Origin of the sequence: Methylobacterium sp. WL64, from assembly GCF_008039945.1 — a bacterium.
Lineage (GTDB): Bacteria > Pseudomonadota > Alphaproteobacteria > Rhizobiales > Beijerinckiaceae > Methylobacterium.
Genome location: NZ_VRVA01000001.1, coordinates 68,373 through 93,607, shown reverse-complemented (window position 1 = coordinate 93,607; position 25,235 = coordinate 68,373). Strand labels below are relative to the sequence as shown.

At 68.2% G+C, this 25,235-nt stretch carries 26 protein-coding genes; 19 read left to right on the top strand and 7 right to left on the bottom strand.

All coding sequences use genetic code 11. The features are described 5' to 3' along the window. Positions 1-35: 35 nt before the first annotated feature. From FV242_RS00430 to FV242_RS00395, 8 genes are all read left to right on the top strand, one after another. A complete protein-coding gene (locus FV242_RS00430) occupies positions 36-779 on the top strand; it encodes a (Fe-S)-binding protein (protein ID WP_147906944.1) in 744 nt (247 codons plus the stop codon). Next, entirely contained in the window at positions 776-2,389 is a 1,614-nt protein-coding gene (locus tag FV242_RS00425) for a lactate utilization protein B (RefSeq protein ID WP_147937544.1), read from the top strand. Before FV242_RS00430 ends, FV242_RS00425 begins: the two co-directional genes overlap by 4 nt. Then, positions 2,386-2,994 (top strand): LUD domain-containing protein, encoded by a 609-nt coding sequence (locus FV242_RS00420; RefSeq protein WP_147937543.1) that lies wholly within the window; start codon positions 2,386-2,388, stop codon positions 2,992-2,994. Before FV242_RS00425 ends, FV242_RS00420 begins: the two co-directional genes overlap by 4 nt. 70 nt (positions 2,995-3,064) lie before the next feature. Further along, entirely contained in the window at positions 3,065-3,925 is an 861-nt protein-coding gene (locus FV242_RS00415; protein WP_147937542.1) for a transglutaminase family protein, read from the top strand. Positions 3,926-3,990: 65 nt separating this feature from the next. Continuing rightward, positions 3,991-5,370, top strand: a complete 1,380-nt coding sequence (locus FV242_RS00410) for an ethanolamine ammonia-lyase subunit EutB (protein ID WP_147937541.1) — start codon at positions 3,991-3,993, stop codon at positions 5,368-5,370. After that, a complete protein-coding gene (gene eutC / locus FV242_RS00405; RefSeq protein WP_147937540.1) occupies positions 5,367-6,152 on the top strand; it encodes an ethanolamine ammonia-lyase subunit EutC in 786 nt (261 codons plus the stop codon). Before FV242_RS00410 ends, eutC begins: the two co-directional genes overlap by 4 nt. Positions 6,153-6,783: 631 nt before the next feature. Continuing rightward, the gene (gene ilvD / locus FV242_RS00400) at positions 6,784-8,514 is read left to right on the top strand and encodes a dihydroxy-acid dehydratase (protein WP_147906938.1); all 1,731 of its coding nucleotides are present in this window, start codon (positions 6,784-6,786) and stop codon (positions 8,512-8,514) included. Beyond that, entirely contained in the window at positions 8,501-9,403 is a 903-nt protein-coding gene (locus FV242_RS00395) for a tetratricopeptide repeat protein (RefSeq protein WP_147906937.1), read from the top strand. The genes ilvD and FV242_RS00395 overlap by 14 nt, the downstream gene beginning before the upstream one ends. 31 nt (positions 9,404-9,434) lie before the next feature. Here FV242_RS00395 and FV242_RS00390 read toward each other — a convergent pair whose 3' ends face one another. The 3 genes from FV242_RS00390 to FV242_RS00380 all read right to left on the bottom strand — a co-directional run bounded on the left by FV242_RS00390 (position 9,435) and on the right by FV242_RS00380 (position 11,424). Then, positions 9,435-10,058 carry a glutathione S-transferase family protein gene (locus FV242_RS00390; protein ID WP_147937539.1) on the bottom strand — a complete coding sequence of 208 codons (624 nt, stop codon included), beginning with the start codon at positions 10,056-10,058 and terminating at the stop codon, positions 9,435-9,437. Between the two features lie 124 nt (positions 10,059-10,182). Then, a complete protein-coding gene (locus tag FV242_RS00385) occupies positions 10,183-10,806 on the bottom strand; it encodes a glutathione S-transferase family protein (RefSeq protein ID WP_147937538.1) in 624 nt (207 codons plus the stop codon). Positions 10,807-10,917: 111 nt separating this feature from the next. Further along, positions 10,918-11,424, bottom strand: a complete 507-nt coding sequence (locus FV242_RS00380; RefSeq protein WP_147937537.1) for a peptide deformylase — start codon at positions 11,422-11,424, stop codon at positions 10,918-10,920. A 174-nt stretch (positions 11,425-11,598) separates the two neighbouring features. Here FV242_RS00380 and FV242_RS00375 point away from each other — a divergent pair, with 174 nt between their 5' ends. Continuing rightward, positions 11,599-12,213 (top strand): NIPSNAP family protein, encoded by a 615-nt coding sequence (locus tag FV242_RS00375; protein ID WP_147937536.1) that lies wholly within the window; start codon positions 11,599-11,601, stop codon positions 12,211-12,213. 71 nt (positions 12,214-12,284) lie between these two features. Here the strand turns inward: FV242_RS00375 and xth are convergent, their stop codons facing one another. Next, positions 12,285-13,079, bottom strand: a complete 795-nt coding sequence (xth, locus tag FV242_RS00370) for an exodeoxyribonuclease III (protein ID WP_147906932.1) — start codon at positions 13,077-13,079, stop codon at positions 12,285-12,287. A gap of 140 nt (positions 13,080-13,219) precedes the next feature. Here xth and FV242_RS00365 point away from each other — a divergent pair, with 140 nt between their 5' ends. From FV242_RS00365 to glpX, 3 genes are all read left to right on the top strand, one after another. Then, positions 13,220-13,900, top strand: a complete 681-nt coding sequence (locus FV242_RS00365) for a ceramidase domain-containing protein (protein WP_187278295.1) — start codon at positions 13,220-13,222, stop codon at positions 13,898-13,900. Between the two features lie 98 nt (positions 13,901-13,998). Next, positions 13,999-15,315 (top strand): homoserine dehydrogenase, encoded by a 1,317-nt coding sequence (locus tag FV242_RS00360; RefSeq protein WP_147906930.1) that lies wholly within the window; start codon positions 13,999-14,001, stop codon positions 15,313-15,315. 145 nt (positions 15,316-15,460) lie between these two features. After that, positions 15,461-16,444, top strand: coding sequence for a class II fructose-bisphosphatase (gene glpX / locus FV242_RS00355; RefSeq protein ID WP_147906929.1), 984 nt, complete (start codon positions 15,461-15,463; stop codon positions 16,442-16,444). A 24-nt stretch (positions 16,445-16,468) separates the two neighbouring features. On the opposite strand, the gene FV242_RS00350 is transcribed toward glpX, so the two are convergent. Continuing rightward, positions 16,469-17,413, bottom strand: a complete 945-nt coding sequence (locus FV242_RS00350; RefSeq protein ID WP_147906928.1) for a L,D-transpeptidase — start codon at positions 17,411-17,413, stop codon at positions 16,469-16,471. Positions 17,414-17,772: 359 nt separating this feature from the next. Between FV242_RS00350 and FV242_RS00345 the strand changes: the two genes are divergently transcribed. The 5 genes from FV242_RS00345 (at position 17,773) to FV242_RS00325 (ending at position 23,312) form a co-directional block, all read left to right on the top strand. Continuing rightward, complete coding sequence (locus FV242_RS00345) at positions 17,773-17,982, top strand: hypothetical protein (RefSeq protein ID WP_246692547.1); 210 nt, start codon at positions 17,773-17,775, stop codon at positions 17,980-17,982. Positions 17,983-18,486: 504 nt separating this feature from the next. Next, positions 18,487-19,731: a NarK/NasA family nitrate transporter gene (locus FV242_RS00340; protein ID WP_147906926.1), complete on the top strand. Its 1,245-nt coding sequence runs from the start codon at positions 18,487-18,489 to the stop codon at positions 19,729-19,731. 221 nt (positions 19,732-19,952) lie between these two features. Then, positions 19,953-21,245, top strand: coding sequence for an MFS transporter (locus FV242_RS00335; protein ID WP_147937533.1), 1,293 nt, complete (start codon positions 19,953-19,955; stop codon positions 21,243-21,245). A 7-nt stretch (positions 21,246-21,252) separates the two neighbouring features. After that, positions 21,253-22,473, top strand: a complete 1,221-nt coding sequence (locus tag FV242_RS00330) for a CaiB/BaiF CoA-transferase family protein (protein ID WP_147937532.1) — start codon at positions 21,253-21,255, stop codon at positions 22,471-22,473. Positions 22,474-22,499: 26 nt separating this feature from the next. Next, positions 22,500-23,312, top strand: coding sequence for an enoyl-CoA hydratase/isomerase family protein (locus FV242_RS00325; RefSeq protein ID WP_147937531.1), 813 nt, complete (start codon positions 22,500-22,502; stop codon positions 23,310-23,312). Between the two features lie 9 nt (positions 23,313-23,321). Here FV242_RS00325 and FV242_RS00320 read toward each other — a convergent pair whose 3' ends face one another. Then, positions 23,322-23,789: a YbaK/EbsC family protein gene (locus tag FV242_RS00320; RefSeq protein ID WP_147937530.1), complete on the bottom strand. Its 468-nt coding sequence runs from the start codon at positions 23,787-23,789 to the stop codon at positions 23,322-23,324. A 281-nt stretch (positions 23,790-24,070) separates the two neighbouring features. Here FV242_RS00320 and FV242_RS00315 point away from each other — a divergent pair, with 281 nt between their 5' ends. Together FV242_RS00315 and FV242_RS36015 are read left to right on the top strand one after the other, a co-directional pair. Beyond that, a complete protein-coding gene (locus tag FV242_RS00315) occupies positions 24,071-24,283 on the top strand; it encodes a hypothetical protein (RefSeq protein ID WP_147937529.1) in 213 nt (70 codons plus the stop codon). Positions 24,284-24,342: 59 nt separating this feature from the next. Further along, a complete protein-coding gene (locus FV242_RS36015; RefSeq protein WP_281406478.1) occupies positions 24,343-24,474 on the top strand; it encodes a hypothetical protein in 132 nt (43 codons plus the stop codon). A gap of 449 nt (positions 24,475-24,923) precedes the next feature. Here FV242_RS36015 and FV242_RS00310 read toward each other — a convergent pair whose 3' ends face one another. Further along, a complete protein-coding gene (locus FV242_RS00310; protein WP_147906920.1) occupies positions 24,924-25,187 on the bottom strand; it encodes a hypothetical protein in 264 nt (87 codons plus the stop codon). Between the last annotated feature and the right edge of the window lie 48 nt (positions 25,188-25,235).

The window sequence follows — 25,235 nt, the reverse complement described above, 5'->3', positions numbered from 1 at the left end:
CCAGTGGAGCGGGCGATCCAGGGAGAATCCGGACCATGCGGGTCGGCCTGTTCGTGCCGTGCTACGTCGACGCTTTCGAGCCGGAAGTCGGGATCGCCACGCTGGAATTGCTGGAGCGGGTCGGTTGCACGGTGGAATACCCGTTCGACCAGACCTGTTGCGGCCAGCCGATGGCCAACACCGGCTGCCACGCGGAGGCCGCCGCCACCGAGGCCCTGTTCGTCAAGAACTTCTCGGATTTCGACTACGTGGTGGCGCCCTCGGGCTCCTGCGTGCACCAGGTCCGCGAGCACCTGACCGCGATCCCGCAGACGGACGAGGTCAAGAAGGTCCGGGCCAGCACCTACGAGCTCGTCGAGTTTCTGCACGACGTGCTGAAGATCGAGGCTCTGCCCTGGGCGGAGTTCCCGCACAAGGTCGCCTATCACGGCAATTGCAATGCGCTACGCGGCATCCACCATGCCCGACCGTCCGAGATCGTGAAACCGTACTTCTCGAAGCCCCTCGACCTGCTTCGCCTCGTCAAGGGCGTCGAGCTGGTCGATCTCGCCCGGCCGGACGAGTGCTGCGGCTTCGGCGGCACCTTCTCGGTGTTCGAGCCGGCTGTCTCGGCCAAGATGGGCTACGACAAGGTCGCCGACCAGAATCGGGCCGGGGCCGCATATGTTGTCTCGGCCGATTCCTCGTGCCTGATGCATCAGAAGGGCTGTGCCGAACGCCTCGGCCTGCCGCTCCGCTACATCCACATCGCGCAAGTGCTGAACGGAGCCGCCGCATGAGCGTCGAGGATCTGAACCCGCGCGCCCACGATGGTCTCATCCACCCGGAAGTCCGCGCTGCCGACGACGAGAGCGAGCGCGGCCAGGATGGCGGCCGCCTCCAGCACGCCGAGGCCGCGACGAAGCCGATCCGCGCGCCGCAGACCCGCGAGCCGCAGCCCCGCGGCGCGAAAATCCGCGGCGACCGCCCGATCGATCAGGGCGAGGCCGCCGAGCGCTTCCTCGCCGCGCCGCTCCACCAGGCCGCCCACGACGAGCGCCTGTGGGACCTGCGCAAGAAACGCGATACCTCGGCGCACGGCATCCCGGAATGGGAGGAGCTGCGGGAGCTCGCCTCCGCCCTCAAGGCGCACACGCTCACCCATCTCGACCAGTATCTCGAGCAGTTCGAGGCCGCCGCGAAGGCCAACGGCGTGCAGGTCCACTGGGCCGCGGACGGCGCCGACCACAACCGCATCGTCTTGGAGATCCTGCGCAGCCGCGGCGCCAAGACCCTCGTGAAGTCCAAGTCGATGCTCACCGAGGAATGCGGCTTCCGCCACCACATGGCCGCCAACGGCATCGAAATCATCGAGACCGATCTCGGCGAGCGCATCCAGCAGCTCGACAACGAGGAGCCGAGCCACATCGTGGCGCCCGCGGTCCACAAGACCCGGATGGACGTGGCCGAAGTCTTCGCCAAGACGCTGGGCACGGATCCGGACAACGACGACGCCCATTACCTCGCCGAAAGCCAGCGCGAGACGACCCGGCCCTACATTCTGAAGGCCGATGCCGGCATGACCGGCTGCAACTTCGCCATCGCGGAGACCGGCACCGTCGTCACCTGCACCAACGAGGGCAATGCCGACTTGTCCGGCAACGTCCCGCCGCTGCAGATCCACTCGATCGGCATCGAGAAGATCATCCCCAAGGTCGAGCATCTCGGGGTGTTCATCCGGCTGCTGTCGCGCTCGGCGCTCGGCTCGCCGATCACCCAGTACACTTCGCATTTCCGCGGACCCCGCAAGGGCACCGAGATGCACATGGTGCTGGTCGATAACGGCCGCTCGGCCCGGCTCGGGCTGGAGGAGTTCTGGACCTCGCTGAAGTGCATCCGCTGCGGTGCCTGCATGAACACCTGTCCGGTCTACCGGCGTTCGGGCGGCCTCTCCTACGGGGCGACCTATTCGGGCCCGATCGGGTTGATCATCGACCCGACCTTCAACAAGCGGAAATACTCGACCCTGCCGTTCTCCTCGACGATGAACGGCTCCTGCACCAACGTCTGCCCGGTCAAGATCAACATCCACGAGCAGATCTTCGCTTGGCGCAAGGTCATGGTCGAGGAGCATCACATCCCGGCGCTCAAGCAGGGAATGATGAAGGCCGCGGGTGCGGTCCTGTCTCGGCCCGCCGCCTATCGGGCGGCGATCGGCGCCGCGGATTCGGCGCTGAAGGTGCTGCCGCGCTTCGCCGTCTACAACCCGCTCAACACCTGGGGGAAGAAGCGCGAGATGCCGGATGCGCCGCGCCAGACCTTCCACGCCTGGTACAAGCAGAACCGGATGCAGAAGGCGGTCAAAAACACCGCTGCCAAGGAGACCGCTGCGAAGGACACGGCCCGATGAGCGCGCGCGCGGACATCTTGGCGGCACTTAAGGCGAACCGTCCGGCGGGCGATTATCCGCTGCCGAACGTGCCGACCTTCGCGCCGCTGGTCGGGGACGACCTGATCGAGGAGTTCGGCGAGCGGCTGAAGCGCATGGGCGGCCGGATCGAGGACGGCCGCACCGGCGACCCACTGATGGGCGTGCGCGAGCGGTTGGCGGATTCGAAGGTGATCGCCTCCGCGGTCCCGGAGATCGACGGCAACCGCGACCTACGGGCGGTACGCTACCCACAGGAGGTCGAGGACGTCGATGTGGCGGTGGTGCGCGCCGTGTTCGGCATCGCCGAGACTGGGTCGGTGCTGTTCACGGAGGGCGAGCTGATCGTGAACGCCGTCGCCTACCTGGCCCAGCACCTGATCGTGCTGCTCGATCCCGCCGACATCCTCCCCAACGTTCAGGCGGCCTACAAGCGACCGGAATTCGGCCGCTCCGCCTACGCGGTGCTGCATACGGGACCTTCGGCCACCGCCGACATCGAGGGCGTGCTGATCCACGGCGCGCAGGGCGTGCGCTCGCTCACCGTCCTGTTGCTGCCGCGCGCCGCAGAAAGATCGATCTCCTGAGCCGGAACCGCCGATAAGGCGCGCACCTTGCTTGGACAGCGATCATCTCGTCGCCCGGCAAGGAGATCCGATGCGCTATACCCTCGGCTGCAGCCTGTCCTATAATATTCTCTCGGACACGACTTTCATCTTCAATTTGGAGGTGGCCAAGCTGAGGAGCGTCGAGATCCTCAGCGAGAGCCTCGTGCTGACGCCGAACCTGAAGCGCGACCTCTACACCACCCCCGACCTGCTGAACCGCTATCTCGGCGTCAACGTGCCCATGGGTCAGTTCGCGCTGGAGTATAATGCGGAGGTGGACCTGACTGTCCATCGAGCCGACCCGGCGACCATCAACGAGACCCCGGTCGGCGAACTGCCGCTCGACATCCTACCGTTCCTACTGCCGAGCCGGTTCGTCTCCTCCGATCGGCTGACGCCCTACGCGCAGGCCGAGTTCGGCGCGCTGCCCAAGGGCCACAGCCGGGTCAACGAGATCTGCAACTGGATCCACGACCACATCACCTACCAGCCCGGCACGAGCGACGGCGAGACCACGGCGGACGAGTCGCTCCTGAAGCGGGCCGGCGTCTGCCGCGACTTCGCGCATATCGGAACGGCGTTCTGCCGGGCACTCGGGATCCCGGCCCGGTTCGTGAGCTGCTACGCGCACGGTCTCGTGCCGAGCGACTTCCACGCGGTGTTCGAAGCCTATCTCGACGGGCGCTGGTGGCTGTTCGACGCGACCCGTCAGGCGGATCTCGATGGGCTGGTGCGCATCGGCGTCGGGCGTGACGCCGCCGAGATCGCCTTCTCGACGCCGTTCGGCAACATGCAGCCGGTCAACCAACAGGTCCGGATCCAGCGCACGGACGGGCAGGGCAGCCCGATGCCGCGCACGGTCGATGCCATCTCCACCGAGGTCCCCGCACCGAATGCCGGTGCGGCCTGACCGGACAGCCGTATCGGATCACGCTATCCTGTGATCCTCGGAAAGCAAGGACGGGGGAAAACCGCATGGCCTACCGCCACGTCGTCGGCCCGCGCACCCACGTCTTCGCCGACCTCGCCACACTGATGGCCAAGGCGACGCCGATCCGCTCCGGCGACCGGCTCGCCGGGGTCGCGGCCGAATCGGCCGAGGAGAACGCGGCGGCGCGCTGGTGCCTCGCGGAGGTGCCGCTGGCCGAGATCCTGGCCCGCCCGCTGATCCCGTACGAGAAGGACGACGTCACCCGGCTGATCCTGGATACGCACGATGCCGCCGCCTTCCGGGAGATAGCCCACCTCACGGTCGGCGATTTCCGCGAGTTCCTGCTGACCGCCACCCCGGAGGTGCTGACCCGGATCGCACCGGGCGCAACGCCCGAGATCGCCGCTGCAGTCTCGAAGATCATGCGCAACCAGGACCTGATCTCGGTGGCGCGCAAGGCCCGGGTGGTCACCCGGTTCCGCAACACGATCGGGCTGCCGGGCACGCTGGCGGTGCGGCTGCAGCCCAATCATCCCACAGACGATCCGAAGGGGATCACCGCGGCGATCCTCGACGGGCTCACCCTCGGCTGCGGCGACGCCGTGATCGGCATCAACCCGGCCTCGGATTCGGTCCAGGCGCTCGGTGACCTGCTCCACCTCCTTGACGGGGTGATCCAGAAGCACGCCATCCCGACCCAGGCCTGCGTGCTCACCCACGTCACCACGACGCTCGCCGCCATGGAGCGCGGCTTGCCGGTCGACCTCGTGTTCCAGTCGATCGCCGGGACCGAGAAGGCCAATGCCGGCTTCGGAGTGACGCTCGCCCTGCTGAAGGAGGCTCATGAGGCCGCGCTCGCGCTCAAGCGCGGCCCGCTCGGCGACAACTGCATGTATTTCGAGACCGGGCAGGGCTCCGCGCTCTCGGCCGATGCCCATCACGGCATCGACCAGCAGACCCTGGAGGCCCGGGCCTACGCGGTCGCCCGGCCGTTCCGGCCGCTCCTGGTGAACACCGTCGTGGGCTTCATCGGGCCGGAATACCTCTACGACGGAAAGGAGATCATCCGGGCGGGGCTGGAGGATCATTTCTGCGGCAAGCTGATGGGCGTGCCGCTGGGCGTGGACGTCTGCTACACCAATCACGCCGAGGCCGATCAGGACGATATGGACACGCTGCTGACGCTGCTCGGCGCGGCCGGCTGCACCTACATCATGGGCGTCCCGGGGGCCGACGACGTGATGCTCAACTACCAATCCACGTCGTTCCACGATTCCCTCTACTTGCGCGAGGTGCTGGGATTGAAGCGCGCCCCCGAATTCGAGGCCTGGCTGCACGGCATCGGGCTGACCGACGGGGCCGGCGCCCTGCTGCCGGGATCGGGCGCGCCCCTCCTCACCGCCGCGCCGGACCTCGCCGCGTGAGCGACCTGCGGGAGATCTGGTCCAGACTCGCCGGCCTGACGCCGGCCCGGATCGGGCTCGGACGCGCAGGCAGCGGCCTGCCGACCCGGGAGGTGCTGCGCTTCGGCCTCGATCATGCCCAGGCCCGGGATGCCGTCCACGCGCCGATGGATGCTGAGGCCCTGGCCGCATCCATCACGGAACTCGGCTTCTCGATCATCCCGGTCGCGTCCCAGGCCCCTGACCGGGCGACCTACCTGCGCCGCCCGGATCTCGGGCGGCGGCTAGACCCGAACGACTTGCCGAAGCTCGAGGCCGTGGCCGATGCCGCCGATCTCGCCGTGGTGGTGGCCGATGGGCTCTCGGCCCGGGCCGTGCACGAGAATGCGGCGCCGTTGCTGATGGCGTTCACGCCCCTTGCGAAGAATGCCGCGTGGCGCCTCGCGCCCGTGGTGATCGCCCGGCAAGCGCGCGTGGCGCTCGGCGACGCTGTCGGCCAAGCCCTGAAGGCTCGGGCGGTGGTGATGCTGATCGGCGAGCGGCCAGGCCTGTCCTCCCCCGACAGTCTCGGCATCTACCTGACGCTCGATCCCAAAATCGGCCGCTCGGACGCGGAGCGCAACTGCATTTCGAATGTGCGGGCCGCCGGCCTGACCCATGAGCGCGCCGCGTTCAAGCTGCACTGGCTGCTCGCGCGTGCGCTGACCCTCGGCCTCAGCGGTGTGAACCTGAAGGACGAGAGCGACCACGCTTTGGAATCCGCTCCCTCGGCCGCCGCCCTGCCGGAGCCTGGCCGAAGCTGAACGGAAGCGCGTGTTTCGTGCCCGGCGCCGAACGAGTGTCGGATCAGTCACGCGGAGAGCAGTTCATAGCCCACGCCTGCGGTCTGTAGATTGTCATCGACATCCGATCCATCACCCACCGTCATCCCGGGGCCGCGAAGCGGAGCCCGGGATCCAGAAACGCAATCAGTTCAGTGCCTTGTGCGATCGGCGCCTCTGAATCCCGGGCTCGCCTGCGGCGCCCCGGAATGACGGCGGCGTGTTCTGAGCGGCAAGGCTCCGACGATACCGCTCGTCTATGAGCTTCAGAACCCGTGTCGATTGAGCCTAATCTGCCGGGTCGGGTGGCCGAGGGATTATCCTTAACCTTATCTCGTGCCGGCAATCGACCCCAAGCGTGGCTGTGGCGGGGTCGCAACACCGTAAAACGAACCCGGGTCCGCCCCGAGACCTGCCCGCAAACGCCGCGATCCCGCCATAGTCCGGGCCCACCTCACCCTCCGCGGTAAACGGCAAGTTCGACAACGATTTACCGTTTCGAAACGAGGTTTTCCCGAGCACGCGGACGGCCCATCCGGCGCATCGCGAACGGCGACGCGCCGCGGCTTCCTGCACCCTCGGGACTGGCGGCGCGAAGGCTTGGTTCGGGTTGATGGACACGCGGTTGAACGACAAGTCGAAGCTGCCCAGCCGTCACGTTACGGAAGGGCCGGATCGGGCCCCGCATCGCTCCTATCTCTATGCGATGGGACTGACCCGGGAGCAGATCCACCAGCCGCTGGTGGGTGTCGCCTCCTGCTGGAACGAGGCAGCCCCCTGTAACATCTCGCTGATGCGCCAGGCGCAGGCAGTGAAGAAGGGCGTCGCGGCGGCTCACGGCACCCCGCGTGAATTCTGCACCATCACGGTCACGGACGGCATCGCCATGGGCCATGGCGGCATGCGCGCCTCGCTGCCGTCCCGCGAGGTCATCGCCGACTCGGTCGAGCTGACCATGCGCGGCCACGCCTACGATGCCCTGGTCGGCCTCGCCGGCTGCGACAAGTCGCTGCCCGGCATGATGATGGCGATGGTCCGCCTCAACGTGCCGTCGATCTTCATCTACGGCGGGTCGATCCTGCCCGGCTCGTTCCGTGGCAAGCCCGTCACCGTGCAGGACCTGTTCGAGGCTGTGGGCAAGGTCGCGGTCGGCGACATGAGCCTGGAGGACCTCGACGAGTTGGAGCAGGTCGCCTGCCCGTCGGCCGGCGCCTGCGGCGCGCAGTTCACCGCCAACACCATGGCGACCGTCTCCGAGGCAATCGGCCTGGCGCTGCCCTATTCGGCCGGCGCCCCGGCGCCCTACGAGATCCGGGACAAGTTCTGCGCCACCGCCGGCGAGAAGGTGATGGAGCTGCTGGCCAAGCAGATCCGCCCGCGCGACATCGTTACCCGCAAGGCGCTTGAGAACGCCGCCACCGTGGTCGCCGCCTCCGGTGGATCGACCAACGCGGCCCTGCACCTGCCGGCGATCGCGCATGAATGCGGCATCGAATTCACGCTGTTCGACGTCGCCGAGATCTTCCGGCGCACGCCCTACATCGCCGACCTCAAGCCCGGCGGGCGCTACGTCGCCAAGGATATGTTCGAGGTCGGCGGCATCCCGCTGCTGATGAAGACCCTGCTCGACCACGGCTTCATGCACGGCGACTGCCTGACGGTCACCGGCCGCACCATCGCGGAGAACATGGACCGGGTGACCTGGAACCCCGACCAGGACGTGGTCTATCCGGCCAACCGCCCGATCACCCCGACCGGCGGCGTCGTCGGCCTCAAGGGCAACCTCGCCCCCGAGGGCGCGATCGTGAAGGTCGCTGGCATGCCGGCCGAGAAACAGGTCTTCACCGGCCCGGCACGGGTGTTCGACGGCGAGGAGGCCTGTTTCGAGGCGGTGCAGTCGCGCACCTACAAGGAAGGCGATGTCCTCGTCATCCGCTACGAGGGTCCGCGTGGCGGCCCCGGCATGCGCGAGATGCTGTCCACCACGGCGGCCCTCTACGGCCAGGGCATGGGCGACAAGGTCGCGCTGATCACGGACGGGCGCTTCTCCGGCGCGACCCGCGGCTTCTGCGTCGGCCATGTCGGCCCCGAGGCGGCGGTCGGTGGGCCGATCGGCCTGATCCGCGACGGCGACATCATCACCCTCGACGCGATCCAGGGCACGCTCAACGTCGCGTTGTCGGACGCGGAGTTCGCCGAGCGCCGCAAGGCCTGGGCGCCGCGGACCAACTCGGCGACCTCCGGGTATCTGTGGAAATACGCGCAGGGCGTCGGCCCGGCGCTGTACGGCGCCGTCACCCATCCGGGCGGCGCCAAGGAGCTGGAGAGCTATGCGGACGTCTAGGACTGACCTCAGCCGGCGCAGGGCGCCGGCCGGGGCCGATCCCGGTCGGTCCCGCCTGATCGCCAGGATCGCGGCGTCGGCCGGCGTCCTGATCCTGCTCGCCCTGCCCACGGATGCGCCGCGCGCGCTCGATGCCAGCGTCCGCGCGCCGGTCCAGGTGCCCGTGGCGGACAAGAGCTACCGGTCGGCCAAGGACGCGCTGCGGGCCGGGGTGCGCGAGTACAATGCCGGCGACAAGCAGGGCGCCGCCCGCGCCCTCGAATACGCCGCCGGGCAGGGCCATGCACTGGCCCTTTGGAAGCTCGGCCGGATGTACGCCGAGGGCGACGGCGTGCCCCATGACGACCTGAAGGCGTTCGAGTTCTTCTCCCGGATCGCCGACGCCAGCACCGACGACGGTCCCGATCCGCAGAACTCGGCGGTCACCGGCAGTGCGTTCACGGCGCTCGGCACCTACTTTCTCGAGGGGATCAAGGGCACTTACGTGCGTCCGAACCCCGAGCGCGCCTACGACATGTTCAACTACGCGGCGTCGTATTACGGCGAGCCGAACGCGCAGTACAACCTGGCCCGGCTCTACCTCGACGGCACCGGGGTCGAGGCCGATCCCCGGCAGGCCGCTCGCTGGTTCAATCTCGCGGCCGAGAAGGGGCACCACCCGGCGCAGGCTCTGCTCGGCGACATGCTGATGAACGGGTTGGGCGGCGTGCCGGTCCAGCGCGTGAAAGGCCTGATGTGGCTATCGCTCGCCCGCGAGGGCGCGGAGGGCCGCAAGGACGCTTGGATTGTCGCGCTTTACGACAAGAACTGGGCGGCCGCCAACGAGGACGACCGAGCCGAGGCGCAGAGCCAGCTCCAGACCGTCGGCTCGATCCGACGGCGGCATTAGAGCCCTGCTCTGACGCCGCCGCCGACTTGCCTCAGCCCTTCTTGGCGTCCTGCGCGGTCTTGAACGACGGACGTGCCAGGGTCTCGGCGATATAGGCCGCAAGCTTGGGCCAGCGGCCGGCGTCGATCTGCGCCTCGGCCACGTGGAAATTGTAGAAACCCGTGGCGATCGAGATGTCGGCGATGCTGAAGGCGTCACCCACGAGGTAGGGGCCCGAGATCTGCCGCTCCAGATAATCGAACAGCGGCGGCAGATCCGCGTCGAGCGCCTTCGTGACGGCGGCGCCGTCGGTGGGCTTGCCCATCATGTTGGGCTTCAGGATCCGCTCGACGAACGGCACGATCAGCTTTCCGAACAGCTCGGTATCGCCGAACTTGTCGAACCAGACCGCGCGGCCGAGGGCCTGTGGGTCGGAGGGCACCAGGGCCGGGGTCGGGTGCTTGCGCTCGAGATACCAGAGGATCGCCGAGGAATCCGCGAGCTTGAACCCGCCATCCTCGATCGCCGGGATCTTCCCCAGCGGGCTCGCCGCCCGGAAATCCGAATCGGGCGCGTGGAACATCACCGGCCTGTGCTCGTAGGGCACGTTCTTCTCGGTGAGCGAGACCAGGACCTTGCGGACGTAGGGCGAGTAGCCGGTACCGTAGACGATCATTACAACTCCATCGGGGACGCGACGGCCGGATATCGATCCGCCTGCCCCTGCATGGCAGATAGGGCCGATCGCCGGTGCGCCGACCGCGTCACGGTCACCGCTCCGTGATCGCGGCCCTGTCGCCTCACCAAGCCGGCGCGGTAATCGCCGTCACGAAGGACGGCCGGTCGAGCGTCAGCGCGACCCAGCCGGCGAGCTTCGGCCAGCGACTGGAATCCACCTGAACCTTGGCGAGCCGGAGATTGTGGAACGGCGCCGCGACCGCGATGTCGGCAATCCCGAAGCTGCCGCCCACCAGGAACGGCCCAATGATCTGCGATTCGAGGTAGTCGAACAGGGGCGGCAGATCCGTGTCGAGCGCCTGCTGCGCCAGCGCGTCGCCACCTGGGATTTTGAGCACCCGGGGCTTCAGGAAGCGCTCCGTGAACACGACAGAGAGTTTCCGATCCAGCTCGACTTCGCCGAACTTGTCGAACCAGCGGGCGCGGGCAGCCCCTTGCGCATCGGCCGGGATCAGCGCGGGCTGCGGGGTGAGGCGCTCGAGATAATCGAGGATCGCGCTCGAATCGGCCAGCCGAAAGCCGTCATGCTCGATCGCCGGGATCTTGCCGATCGGGCTCGCCGCCCGGAATGCGGCATCGTCCGATTGTGGCGCCACCGGCCGGTGCTGATAGCGGATACCCTTCTCGACCAATGCCACCAGGACTTTTCGCACGAAGGGCGAGAGGCTGCTGCCGTAGACGATCATGGTTGAATCCCCCGATGAACCGGCATCGCTCTTGAGCCGTTGCCGGCAGCGATGCAATCGGTGGCGATGTCATCGTTTCACGTCGACCAATTCGTCGTGTTCCACTCACGATCATCTTGATCTCGAGGCGTTCGAATTCTCAAACCGTTTGATGAGACGATCCCGTTTCAAACGAGATAGGCGGTCGATCCAGAATATACCGTCGAGTTGATCGATCTCATGCTGGATCACGGCGGCCGAAAAGCCGTCCGTCTCCTCCTCGTGGGCGGCGCCGTCGAGGTCGCGGTAGCTGAAGCGGATCCGGCTCGGCCTTGTGATGCGCTCGCGCACGCCGGGCATGCTGACGCTGCCCTCTTCATGCGGCGCGGTCTCCGGGGAGGCCCAGAGGATCACCGGGTTGACGTAGATGCGCAGATCCTCGTCCGGCGACGTACGGACCACCACGATCCGCGCGAGGATGCCGATATGCGGTGCCGTCAGGCCCATGGCGCTCACGGCGGAAAGCGTGTCCGCCACGTCGTCGGCCACGGCTTTCGTTTCGGGTCCGAACGCATCGATCGGTTGTGCCGGCAGTGAGAGTTTCGGGTCGGGGAACAGGACGAGAGGGCGGGCCGGCATGGTCGGTTGGTTCACCTGAAGCGATGCGAAATGCGTGCGGCTTGCATGGAAGGCGGGCGGCGCGGGTGGTCGTCGAGGGGCGATTAGGACCCGATCAGCCACGGATGCAAATGCGCTGGCGTGAAACCGAACCGCTCGCGCGCGCTTTGGACCTACCGATCCGTCGAGGCCGCCATGCTGTACGAACTTGCGACGCTCTCCTGCCCGTTGCTGGCGCTCGGCGAGGCTGGCGACGGCGTCCGGGCCTGGGTTGAGGACGGTGACGCGAAGGGACAGGTGATCGGCTGCTGGCGCACGGAGTTCGGCACGCTGGGGCGGATCATCGTGTTGCGCGGGTTCGAGGCGCCGGAAGACATGACGGCCGAGCGTCGGCGCGCCCTTCTCAGTGTCAACCCGTTTCATGCGGGACGCGTGGTGACCGCGCTGGAGATGGACAGCTACGCGCCGTTCCCCTTCCTACCGCCGATCCGCACCGGATATCGGGGTGGGGTCTATGAAGTCCGGACCTACCGCCTCAAGCCCGGCGGCCTGCCGGCAACGCTCGCGGGCTGGGAGGCGGCGATCGAGCCGGCCCGTCCGTATACCGAGCATCTCGTCGTGAACCTCTACGCCCTCGATGGCGCTCCGCGCATCACGCATATCTGGGCCTTCGCCAGCCTGGAGGAGCGGGCCGCATTGCGCGCCAACGCCTACGGCGCGGGTGTCTGGCCGCCGAAGGGCGGTCCCGGTCAGATCGCCGAAGCGACCTCGACGATCGCGCTGCCGCAGGGAGTCTCGCCGTTGAGCTGAGCCCGCAGTCTCGCAGGTTCGCGGCGCCATCGCGACCGGATGGCACGAAGGCCCGTCCCTGCGGGGGGCTTTCAGCCAGCCGTCAGCTCCACCGTCACCGGTACGTGATCGGACGGCTTGTCCAGGCCGCGCAGGTGCTTCTGCACGGCGGCCGAGACCAGACGGTCGGCGGCCTGCGGCGACAGCAGGAGGTGGTCGATGCGGATGCCGGCGTTCCGCTGCCAGCAGCCCGCCTGGTAGTCCCAGAAGGTGAAGAGCCCGTCGCGCGGATCGCAGGCGCGCAGGCCGTCGGTGTAGCCCTCGGCCAGGACGGCGCGGAACGCCGCCCGCGTTGCGGGGAGGAACAGCGCGTCGGAGCGCCACGCTTCCGGGTCGGCCGCGTCGGCGGGTTCCGGGATGACGTTGTAGTCGCCCGCGAGCACCACGGCGGTCTCGTCCTCCATGAGGGCGCGCGCGTGGATCCGCAGCCGTTCCATGAAGCCGAGCTTGTAGGGGTATTTCGGGCTGTCGACCGGATTGCCGTTCGGCAGGTAGATCGAGGCGACCCGCACCGGTCTGGTCTCGGCGCCGGAGATCAGCGCCTCGATGTAGCGCGATTGCTCATCGGATTCGTCGCCCGGAAGTCCGCGCCGGATCTCGCTTATCTCGAGCGGCGCCCGAACCAGCAGCGCCACGCCGTTATAGGCCTTCTGGCCCAGCGTCTCGACCGCGTACCCGGCACCCTCGACTTCGGCACGCGGGAACGCCTCGTCCTGACATTTCAGCTCCTGCAGGCAGACCACGTCGGGCTTCGCCTCGTCGAGGAAGCCGAGCAGATGCGGCAGCCTCTGCTTGATCGAGTTGACGTTCCAGGTCGTGATCCGCATCGCCTCGCTTCCCGGTCGCCGTCTGGAGCGCTCGCCGCCAAAGTTGGTCCCGGAGCGGCTGAAGCGTCATCCGCGCTTCGCGCCGCGCTGACAAGGCCATGGCGGCGCAAGATCGGGGCGATATAGACGCCAGGATGACGATGGGGTGGTTCGAGCCGGTCATGGCTTACTGCGAGCGGACCGGGCCGGAGGTCTGGGCCGAGCCGGTCAACGCGGCGTCGAACGCCGCCTTCCTGCTGGCCGCCGCGGCCGCGGCGCGCCGGGCCCGCGCCGCGCGGCCGCCGGACCGCGCGTGCCTGGGACTGGCTGGGCTGATCGCCGTCATCGGATGCGGATCGTTCCTGTTCCACACCCTGGCGGTGACCTGGGCGATGTATGCCGACATCATCCCGATCACGCTGTTCATCGTCGCCTACCTGGCGCTGGCGCTCCATCGCATCCTGCGGCTGCCGCGCATCCGGGTGGAGGCGGCGACTGCGGGCTTCGTCCTGTTCAGCTTCACCCTTGTCCCCACCCTCGACGGGCTGAGCGGGTCCGACATCTCCGCCCTGACCAACGGATCGATCGACTATGTTGCCGCGGCGCTCGCCCTGTTCACCGTGGCGGCGCTCGATCGGCCGGAGCACCGCTTCGTCGGCACCGGCCGGCGGCTCACGGAGATCGGCGTGCTGTTCCTGGTCTCGCTGACCGCCCGCACCCTCGACCGATCCGTCTGCGCGGCGCTGCCGACCGGCACGCACGCCCTCTGGAACGTACTCAATGCCGTCGTCCTCTACGCCCTGGTCGTCACGGCGGTCCGGCACCGCGACGCGGTCGAATGAGGGCGCGGGCGGTTTTGTTGCGGGCCGGACGGAATTCTTGCACAGATGCGCCGCATCGGTGACCCGGCTCATCGCGAGTCCCGTGCACGGAAGGAATCATGACAGTGAGCTACCGCATCGGCGTCGCCGGGCTCGGCACCGTCGGCGCGTCCGTCGTCCGGATGATCGCCCGCCGCCATGACACCTTGACCGCCTCCGGCCTCGACATCCGCGTCGCCGCTGTGTCGTCCCGTGACCGGACCCGCGACCGTGGCCTCGACCTGGCCGGCGTGACCTGGTTCGACGATCCGGTGGCGCTCGCCCGCTCCGGCGAGATCGACTGCGTGGTCGAGCTGATCGGTGGCGCCGAGGGGCCTGCCAAGGCCGTGGTCGAGGCGGCGCTGCAGGCCGGCAAGACCGTGGTGACCGCCAACAAGGCTCTGCTCGCCCGACACGGCGCGGCGCTGGCGGCGCTCGCCGAGACGAACGGCGTCGCGCTCGCCTACGAAGCCGCGGTAGCCGGCGGTATCCCGGTGATCAAGACCCTCCGCGAGGGCCTGCCCGGCAACGCCGTGGCGCGCGTCTACGGGATCCTCAACGGCACCTGCAACTACATCCTCAGCCGCATGGAGCGCGAGGGCCTGACTTTCGAGGCCTGTCTCAAGGACGCGCAGGCGCTGGGCTACGCCGAGGCGGACCCGACCTTCGACGTCGAGGGCTTCGATACCGCCCACAAGCTCGCGATCCTGACGAGCCTCGCCTACGGCACCGTCATCGACGCGGACGGCGTGTCGGTGGAGGGCATCTCTCGGGTGCAGCCCCTCGACCTGCGCATGGCCGACGAGCTCGGCTACCGGATCAAGTTGCTCGGCGTCGCCCAGGCTTCCGAGGCCGGGATCGAGCAGCGCGTCCACCCAACCATGGTCCCCAAATCTTCCGCGATCGCCCAGGTGATGGGCGTGACCAACGCGGTCACGATCGACGCCGACGCGGTCGGTGAGCTGACGCTGATCGGCCCGGGCGCCGGCGGCGAGGCGACGGCCTCCGCAGTGGTCGCCGACATCGCCGACGTGGCGCGCGGCATCGTCCGCCCGACCTTCGGGGTGCCGGCGGCGTCGATGCGCGCCAGCGAGCGGGTCGAGATGCAGCGGCACGAGGGCGGCTATTACATCCGGCTGACCGTACACGATCGCCCCGGCGTCGCCGCCGGCGTGGCCCAGCGGATGGCCGAGCGGGAGATCTCCCTGGAGAGCATCCTGCAGCGCCGCACCGAGAGCGCCGGGACGGATCCCCGCGGGCGTTCGGGCCGGCCGGTGCCGCTGGTGCTGATCACCTACGCGGCCACCGAGGGCAACATCCGCGATGCACTCGACGCGATCGGCGCCGACGGCCTGCTGGCCGAGCCGCCGCAGGTTATCCGCATCGAGCGTGAATAAGAGTGCACAAAGACTCGGCATATGCCGCAATGTTGATGCAAGATAGGTGATACTTTCGCGGCGCGCGTAGGCTGACAGGCGTTGGTCGACGACGATCAAACCGGGATCCGACTTCAAGATCGGACCCGGACAGAGGCAGGAAGCGATGGCCGTGGCCCCCAAGTCCGAACCGCGTGGCGTTCCGCGCACGCTCGCCCTCGAACTCGCCCGCGTCACGGAGCGTGCCGCCATCGCGGCGGCCCGGCTGCGGGGCAAGGGCGACGAGAAGGCCGCCGATCAAGCCGCTGTCGACGCGATGCGGGCGGAGCTCAACAGCCTGCCGATCCGCGGGACGGTGGTGATCGGTGAAGGCGAGCGTGACCAGGCTCCGATGCTGTTCATCGGCGAGCAGCTCGGCCAGGGGGAGGGACCCGAGGTCGACATCGCGGTCGATCCCCTCGAGGGCACGACCCTCTGCGCCAAGGACATGCCGGGTGCGATCGCCGTGATGGCCATGGCCGAGCGCGGCTCGCTGCTGGCCGCCCCCGACGTCTACATGCAGAAGATCGCCATCGGCCCCGGATACCGGCCCGGTCTGGTCGATCTCGACGCCAGCCCCGCCGACAACATCGCGGCGCTGGCCCGGGCCAAGGGCGTCGATCCCGATCAGATCACCGCGCTGATCCTCGACCGCCCCCGGCATGCGGGCTTGATCGCGGAAGTCCGCGCCGCGGGCGCCGCGGTGCGGCTGATCTCGGACGGCGACATCGCCGGCATCATCTTCACGGCGAGCCCGGGCGAGACCGGCATCGACATCTATCTCGGCACCGGTGCCGCCCCCGAGGGGGTGCTGGCGGCTGCAGCCATGCGGTGCATCGGCGGCCAGATGCAGGGACGGCTGATCCTGGACACGGCCGAGCGCCGCCGCCGCGCTGCCGAGATGGGCATCGACGACCTCAACCGAAAATACGATCTGGTGGATCTCGCCAGCGGCGACGTGATCGTGGCCGCCACAGGCGTGACCGACGGCGCGCTGCTCCGCGGCGTCCGCTTCCGGCCCGACCGGATCCAGACCGAGACGGTGGTCTACCGCTCGGAGGCCGGCACGGTCCGGCGGATCCTGGGGGAGCACCGCCGCACCCTGGCCTGACGCTGCCCCCCAAATCCGAAAAAATCAGTTCAGGACGACGACCTTCGAGCCGACGTTGACCCGGCTGAACAGGTCGATCGCGTCCTGGTTGATCATCCGGATGCAGCCCGAGGACACGCTCTTGCCGATCGAGAACGGCTCGAGGGTGCCGTGGATGCGGAACAGCGTGTCTTTGTTGCCCTGCCAGAGATACATGGCGCGCGCGCCCAGCGGGTTGCGCAGGCCGCCCGCGACGCCGAGGCCGCTCTGCAGCTTGTCGACCTCGCTGGCGAGCTTCGGGCTGCGGGCGATCATCTCCTTGGGCGGGTACCAATCCGGCCAGGCCTGCTTGGAATTGACCGTGGCGGTGCCGGACCACGAGAAGCCCTGCTTGCCGACGCCGACGCCGTAGCGGCGGGCGCGTCCGCCCTGCTCGACCAGGGTAAGTTGGTGGGCCCGCGGGTCCACGATGATCGTGCCCGGCTCGTAGGGGCCGTTATAGGCGATCTCCTGCCGGAGGTAGGCCGGGTTCATCTTCTTGTAGTTGAAGGCCTGGACCGGGAATACGTCGTCCGGGATCGGCCCATACGCCTTGGCGTAGTCGATCGGACCGTCGTCGGGCGCGCGCAGCACGGCCTTCGCCTTCGCCGCCTCGATCGGGGAGAGACCCTCGGCCGGTGGCGTTCCGGCGGCGCGCCGGGGCGGCGCGGTCGGATCGTCGAAATCCGGAGCGTAGACCGGGGCCGCCTGCGGCGCCGGGGCGGCCTGAGGAGCCGGGCGGACCACCGGCGGGCGGCCGGTATAGGGCAGGTAGCGGTCGCCGCGGCGGACGTAGAACGCGCCGTTCTGGTCCTGATAGAGCTGTCCGTCGTCGCCGAACCCATCGATCCCGGATTCGGCGACCGGGCCGCGACCTTGGGCTTGGGCAGTCGAGGCGAGCGCGAGGACGGTGAAGCCGGCCAGGAACAGGCGGCGGAACGGGGCGGACATGGCGCGGTTTTCCCTGGATGGCGCGGCGTCACCGGGAGCGTGCGGCGGCGCGCGATCGAGCAGGCCAGCACGAATACAAAGCCAAGCTCATTCCAGGCCTTAGCAAAGATCCTGCGGCATCGCCAAGTTGCATGCGTCCTCACCGGGTGAAGTCTGCTGTCGCCGCGTGTACTTCTCCGCACTTGTGTTGCGTTCCTGCCTCAACCGCCTGCCCCTCCGTTCACCCTGATGCAGGAACGGGCGGGACGAATCCGGTTCCGAGCGGCACCGGCCTTGCGCCGGTCAGCAACCTCCGGTTGATGCCAGCCACCGGCATTTTCGTCGGGCGAAGGGTCTTGGTCGTGCACGCGCGTGTTTTGGTGAGCGCTACAATTCTGATTGCGGCCCTGGTTGTCGGACCGAGCGCGCAGGCCCGCCGGGCCGCGACGGCGGAGCCGACCAAGGTCGCCGAGCCGGCCGGGACCTGGACGTCGGGGACCCAGCCCGAGCGCGAGTGCGGCCGCGCCCGTCGCAAGTTTTGGGTGCCCCAGGAGGGCTGGATCGTCCGTACCGTCGTTTCGTGCCGTTGAGGGGGCACCGCTGAGGCGCGCAGTTTCGCGGATCGCCCGATTCCGGGGCAGGGTTGCCCGGATCGACGCCAATGCTGCCGCCGGCCGAGATCGGGTTTTTTTAGGTCGGATGCGTTGCCGGACGGTCGTGACAGCACGCAAAGTCTCGTTCGCGCATAGCGCCCCACGCCACCTCATCCCGGGTGACGTGGGGCCAGCTGCGTCTCGCCTGTCAGTGCAAGCGCGGCGAAGCAACCGAGGAAAACACCCCGGTCCGGGATCGCGCTGGTGAGCTTCGCTGCGGTTTGAACGACGGCGTGGGCCGATTGAAGGCCGTACTGGCCAGAGCGATCTCAAGAACCCTATGGCGCCCCCTAAAAATTTGGCACGCATGCTGCATTGCCGAAGCGCCGCGCCCTGCTGCGGCGGCGGAGCAACGACGCTCCAAACAGCGGACGGTGCGAGTCCGGATCCCCGGCATGAGCGACCGCGTAGCGGTTCGCCTCACTTAGACGAGCACCAGCTATGGCCAGCTTCAAGACGGCGATGAAGTCGGGTCACCCCCCGACACTGTTTGCGGCGTTCCTCTACTTCGATTTCTGCTTCGCCATCTGGGTCCTGAACGGCGCCATGGGCCCGTTCATCACCGAGACCTACAAGCTGACGCCGGCCCAGACCGGGTTCATGATCTCGCTCCCGATCTTGGCCGGCGCGCTGATGCGCTTCCCACTCGGAATCCTCGCCCAGTATATCGGCCGGAAGAACGCTGCGATCACGGAGATGACCGTGATCATGATGGCGATGGCCTACGGCTTCTTCGCAGTCTCCTCGTACAACGATGTGCTCGCCATGGGCGTGCTGCTCGGCATCGCGGGCGCCTCCTTCGGCGTGGCTCTGTCCCTCGGCTCGGGCTGGTTCCCGCCTGAGCACAAGGGCTTGGCGATGGGCATCGCGGGGGCCGGCAATTCCGGAACCGTGCTGGCCGTGCTGTTCGCCCCGCCGCTGGCGCAGGCCTACGGCTGGCAGACCACTTACGCCTTCGCGGGCGTGGTGATGCTGATCCCGCTCGCGGTCATGATCGTGTTCGCCAAGGAGCCGCCGGATACCGCGCACCAGTCGTTCAAGGAGCACGTCTCCTGCTTGTTCACCAAGGACGGCTGGGCGTTCTCGCTGATCTACGTGATCACCTTCGGGGGCTTCGTCGGCCTGTCGAACTTCCTGCCGACCTTCTTCTACGAGCAGTTCTCGGTGACTAAGGTGGAGGCCGGCCGCCTGACCATGCTGGCGGCCTTCATGGGCTCGGGCATCCGGATCGTCGGCGGGTATTACGCCGACCGGATGGGCGGGATCGCGGTCCTGTCGGTGGTGCTGCTCGCGGCGATCGCGACCTTCCTGTCGCTGATGGCGACGCCCTCGCTCGCCGTGACCACGCTGCTGTTCATGCTCTGCTTCGCGGCGCTCGGTGCCGGCAACGGCGCCCTGTTCCAGCTCGTGCCCCTGCGCTGGCCGGCCAACACCGCCGTCGCAGGCTCGATGATTGGCGAGGTCGGGGCGCTCGGCGGCGCGATCCTGCCGAACGTCATGGGCCTCTCGAAGCAGTACACCGGCTCATTCTCGCTCGGCTTCGTCGGCTACGCGGTGTTCACGACCGCGGTGCTCGGATGCCTGATGCTGTGGCAGCGCAAGTGGGTCGGTAGCTGGGTCGGTCCGCGCGGCAAGGCGCTGGGCGGCGAGGCGGAGACCGGTCAGCTCCAGCCAGCGACGGTTTGACGGAACCGACACGATCCAGACCCGCAAACGTCCAACGGGAGCCGCAAGGCTCCCGTTTTTCGTTCGAGGCGCTCAAATTGAATTCGTGCTGGGTCCCCTCGACGCATGGTTGCCTTCCGGTGCAAGAGGCGTTTGAATAACGAATACCAAAATGCGCACGTCCCTCCGGACGGGGCGCGAGGCGACCGCGAAACGCGGCGTTTCCGAGGGAGGAATGGTCGATGTTGAAGCGCGTCAGCGCCACCAACGCCGTGCTCGGCCTGCTCTGCGTGATGTATTTCATCACGTATCTGGACCGCGTGAACATCGCGACCGCCGGCGCCGAGATCATCCGCGAATTCGGCATGTCGAAGACCGACTTCGGTCTGATCCTGTCGGCCTTCGCCTACCCGTACGCGATCTTCCAGGTGATCGGCGGCTCCGTCGGCGATAAGTTCGGGGCGCGGCGCACGCTGCTGGTCTGCGGTCTGGTCTGGGCCTCGGCCACGATCCTGACCGGTTTGGTCGGCGGCATCGTCAGCCTATTCCTGGCCCGCGTACTGCTCGGCTTCGGTGAGGGCGCGACCTTCCCGACCGCAACCCGGGCCATGCAGAACTGGACCGCGCCGGGCCGGCGCGGCTTCGCGCAGGGCATCACCCACGCCTTCGCTCGGCTCGGCAACGCCGTGGCGCCGCCGATCGTGGCGTTCCTGATGTACCATTTCGGATGGCGCACCAGCTTCGTGATCCTGGGCGGGGTCAGCTTCGTATGGGTGGTAATCTGGTACCTGTATTTCCGAGACGATCCGTCCGATCACCCGAAGATCACCGCCGATGAACTCGACGCGCTGCCGCCGCCGCGCAAGGTCGGCGCGAAGCAATCGGTGCCGTGGGGACCGCTTGCCCGGCGCATGCTGCCGGTGACGATCACGTATTTCTGCTACGGCTGGACCCTGTGGTTGTTCCTCGGCTGGCTTCCGAGCTTCTTCAAAGAGAATTACGGCCTTGACCTGAAGAACTCGGCCCTGTTCGCGTCGGGGGTCTTCTTCGCCGGCGTCGTCGGCGATACGGTCGGCGGCATGCTGAGCGACTCGATCCTCCATCGCACCGGCAACGTGAAGCTCGCGCGCCTGTCGGTGATCGTGGTCGGCTTCCTCGGCGCGGCCGCGAGCCTGGCGGGCGTGTTCCTCACCCGCGACCTGACCCTGGTGGCGCTGCTGCTGTCCTCCGGCTTCTTCTTCGCCGAGCTGGTGATCGGCCCGATCTGGTCGGTGCCGATGGACATCGCGCCGAAATATGCCGGCACCGCCAGCGGGCTGATGAACACCGGGTCGGCCATTGCGGCGATCGTCTCACCGATCGTGTTCGGGCTCATCGTCGACCTGACCGGGAGCTGGACATTACCGTTCGTCGGCTCGGTCGGTCTCTGCCTGCTTGGAGCGGCCCTCGCCTTCACGATGCATCCCGAGCGCGAGTTCGTGGACCCCGTCACCGGGCCGGTGGGTCCCGTGGCGCCCGCGCCGGCCGGGGAGTAGCGCCGCGATGGTGGAGACGACCGGACGGTCCGGGCCGCTCGCCGGCATGCGGGTGATCGAGCTGGCTCACATCATGGCCGGCCCGGTCTGCGGCCTGATGCTCGCCGACATGGGCGCGGAGGTCATCAAGGTCGAGAAGATGGACGGCGACGACACCCGCCGCACCGTCCCCCCGGCGCTCGAGGGCGAGAGCGCCGCCTACATGATGATGAACCGCGGCAAGCGCGGGCTGAGCCTCGATCTCAAGAACCCGGACGGATTGGACGTGCTGCGCCGGCTGCTCGGGACGGCCGACGCGCTGATCGAGAATTACCGCGGCGGCACCATGGAGCGCCTCGGCATTGGCTACGACACCCTGCGGCAGGAGTTTCCCGCACTGGTCTACTGCTCGCTCTCGGGCTTCGGCCGCACTGGACCCTATGCCGACCGCGCCGGGTTCGACTTGGTCGCGCAAGGGATGAGCGGTCTGATGTCGGTGACCGGGGAGGGCCCCGGCCGGCCGCCGATGAAATGCGGACCGCCGGTGACCGACATCACCGCCGGGATCCTGGCCGCCATGGGCGTGCTCGCGGCCTATGTGCACCGGCTGAAGACCGGACGGGGCCAAGCGGTCGACACCTCGCTGTTCGAGGCCGGGATCACCCACACTTACTGGCAGTCGGCCATCGCCATGGCCACCGGGATCGCCCCGGGGCCGATGGGCTCGGCCCATCCGCTGAACGCCCCCTACGAGGCGTTCGCGACCGCCGACGGATGGATCACCATCGGGGCGGCCAACCAGACCAACTGGCTGCGGATGCTCAAGGCGATCGACGCCGAGGCCCTGGCCGAGGATCCGCGCTTCGCCCTCAACCGCGACCGCATGGCCAACCGCCACGAACTCGCCGCCACCCTGGCGCCGATCTTTTCCGCGGAGACGTCGGAGGTCTGGCTCGGACGCCTCGAAGCCGGGGGCGTCCCGGCGGGGCCGGTGCTCGACGTCAACGCCATGCACCGGGACCCGCAGACGCTCGCCCGCGAGATGGTGGTGGAGGTCGAGCACAGCCGGGTCGGCCGCATGAAGACGCTCGGTCTGCCGGTGAAGTTTTCCGACACGCCCGGTCGGGTCCACGGACCTGCGCCGTTGCTCGGCGAGCATTCCCGAGCGATCCTGGGCGAGGCGGGCTACACCGCCGCCGAGATCGACGGCCTGATCGACAGGGGCGTGGTCCGCGAGACCGCGGCCTGAATCCTCCCCGACCCGGAGACGCAGCGATGAGTGCCACGCCCGCCACCGACGAGCTGCTGTTCACCACCGACGCGGCCGGGATCGCCCGGATCGTCCTCAATCGGCCGCAGGCGCGAAACGCGCTGACCTTCGCGATGTACCAGGGGCTGATCACCTGTTGCGATGCGATCGCCGCCGATCCGGCCGTGAAGGCGCTGATCATCACCGGTGCCGGCGACAAGGCCTTCGCGGCCGGCACCGACATCGCCCAGTTCCGCAGCTTCGAGACCGCCGAGGACGCGCTGGGCTACGAGCGCTTCATGGACCGGGTGCTCGGCGCCCTGGAACGGCTGCGGGTGCCGACCATCGCGGCGATCGCCGGCGCCTGCACGGGCGGCGGCGCCGCCATAGCGGCGGCCTGTGACCTGCGGATCGCCACACGCGACGCCCGATTCGGCTTCCCCATCGCCCGGACCCTCGGCAACTGCCTCAGCCAGGGTAATCTCAAGCGGCTCTCGGGGCTGATCGGTCCGGCGCGGGTGAAGGACATCATCTTCACCGCACGCCTCGTGGGCGCCGAGGAGGCGCTGTCCATCGGCCTCGTCGGCGAGGTGGTGGACGACCGCGCGGCGCTGACCGACCGCGTCGACGCCCTGGCACAGCTGCTCGCCGGCCACGCGCCGCTCACCATGCAGGCCACCAAGGAAGGCCTGCGCCGCCTCGCCGAGGAGGAGCCGACCGCCGATGGCGCGCCGCATCCCGGCGATGACCTGATCCTGCTGTGCTACATGAGCCAGGATTTTCGGGAGGGCATGGAGGCGTTCCTGGGCAAGCGCACGCCGGAATGGAGTGGCCGTTGAGCCCTTCGCTCACCCGGGCTCCTGGCAGACATCGACCCAGACGGCCCCGGTCAATTCGCCCATGCGGCCGGGGGTGATGCGCACGGCGCTGTTCGTGCTGCCGGCCGCCGGGACGACCTCGTCGAAGGCCCGGAGCGAGACGTCGCAATAGACCGGCAGCGGCGCGGCCAGCCCGAACGGGCAGACCCCGCCGACCGGGTGGCCCGTGAGCGCTTCGACCTCGCCGAGATCGAGCATCCGGACCTTGCCACCGAACACGGCCTTCGCCTTCCTGTTGTCGAGGCGCGCGTCGCCGCGGGTCACCACCAAGGCGACCTGATCGCCGATGCGGATCGAGAGCGTCTTGGCGATCTGAGCCGGGGCGACCCCGTGGCCGGCGGCGGCTTCCGCCACGGTCGCAGTGCGGGTGGACAGCTCGATGACCGCGATGTCGGGCGCCTTGTTGGCGAAGAACGCGCGGACCGTCTCAAGACTCATGAAGGTGTCCTTCGGGTAACGCAGGCCGTGGCGAGGACGGCCGATAGATCAGCGAAGCATCCGGAACACCCGCGTCGCCGTTCATAGAGGATGCGGGCGTGGCGGGGAAAGCGCTGCAGTTTGACCTGCAGCCAACTCCGCGCTGAATCGGGATGCGCCGCCGCGAAGCGACTATCTTTTGCGGCGGTTTGGGCGCAGGCTCATTGCATTACCGGAAGAGCGGCAACAGGCTCCGGTGACTGAGGACGGCATGTCCCCGCCTGTGATCGGCGGACGAAGACATGGCAAACCTCCTCGTATTCCCGGCCACCCCGTCCGGCGCGCCGACGACCTACCAGGCCTACCGGTTCTCCCCGAATGGCAGCGTCCGTTCGACCGTCCCGGTGGACGCCCTGGATGACGACGCGGCCGAGCGCCACGCCACCACCCTGCTAGACGGTCACCGCATCGAGCTCTGGGCCCGCGGGCGCTTCATCGCGCATGTCAAACCGTAGGCCATCGCTGCCGCGACCGCGCCGTCACGTCACCCGCCTCGAACCGAAGGATCGACAGCATGGCCTCCGAGAAGCAGCGTAGCAATCGTGAGACGAAGAAGCCCAAGAAGGCGGTGCCGAAGATGAATGCGGCGGCCCCGTCGCAGAAGAACCCCGTCTCGGCGGCCGTTAAGAAGTCCGAGGGACGCTGAATTCAGGCGGATCGGTTCGCGCGTGTCGGCATTGTACAACGCGCGATGCCGGCAGCGTTGCCAGACTTCAAAACCACGTCTGGCGAGATCGGATTTCGAGAGTTTTTAACCGACCGTGCACCGCGTTTCGGTGCGGTCGCCCACGGGCTTGCGCACCGGAAACCAGTGCGGGATCCCTCATCCCGAACAACGCTACGTCCTAAAACTCGGCCTCTTTGGGCCGCCACGCGCGGCCTTCTCCGTGCGGGCGAGGGGACCCGCGTTCCATCCCGCCCCCGTATTGCCCGGCCCGAGCGGCGGATCCGCCTGCGCGCACGGGAGAAGAGCCCCACCACGCTCTTTGGCTCATCCCCCCGAATCTTACGCGCTCTTAGCGGGAAGTCCTTCAGGATGACCTGAGCGGGCCGGCACAGCCTCCTCGAACACGCTCGGGACCCGCCGCCCCGCCTTCACCCCTTCAACGGTCGTGCCTGCAGGATCGCCGCCCGCACGAAGGGCCGCTTCAACTGCGTGCCGACATTGGCGCGCCCGACGAATTCCTGGGCACCGGGATGGCTGCGCACCGCCTTGACGAGGTTCAGCCGGTGGCCGCTGCGGAACCGGTAGGGCTCGCCCACCGCCCCGGCGAGGAACGCCTCGACGCTGGCGTCGATCTCGTCCTCGGCGATCACGTTCGCCGTGTGCAGCATCTGGATGGTCTGAAGGTCGGTCATCTCGAATAGATAGGGCAGCGGCGCCGGTCACACAGCGAAGGTTACCGG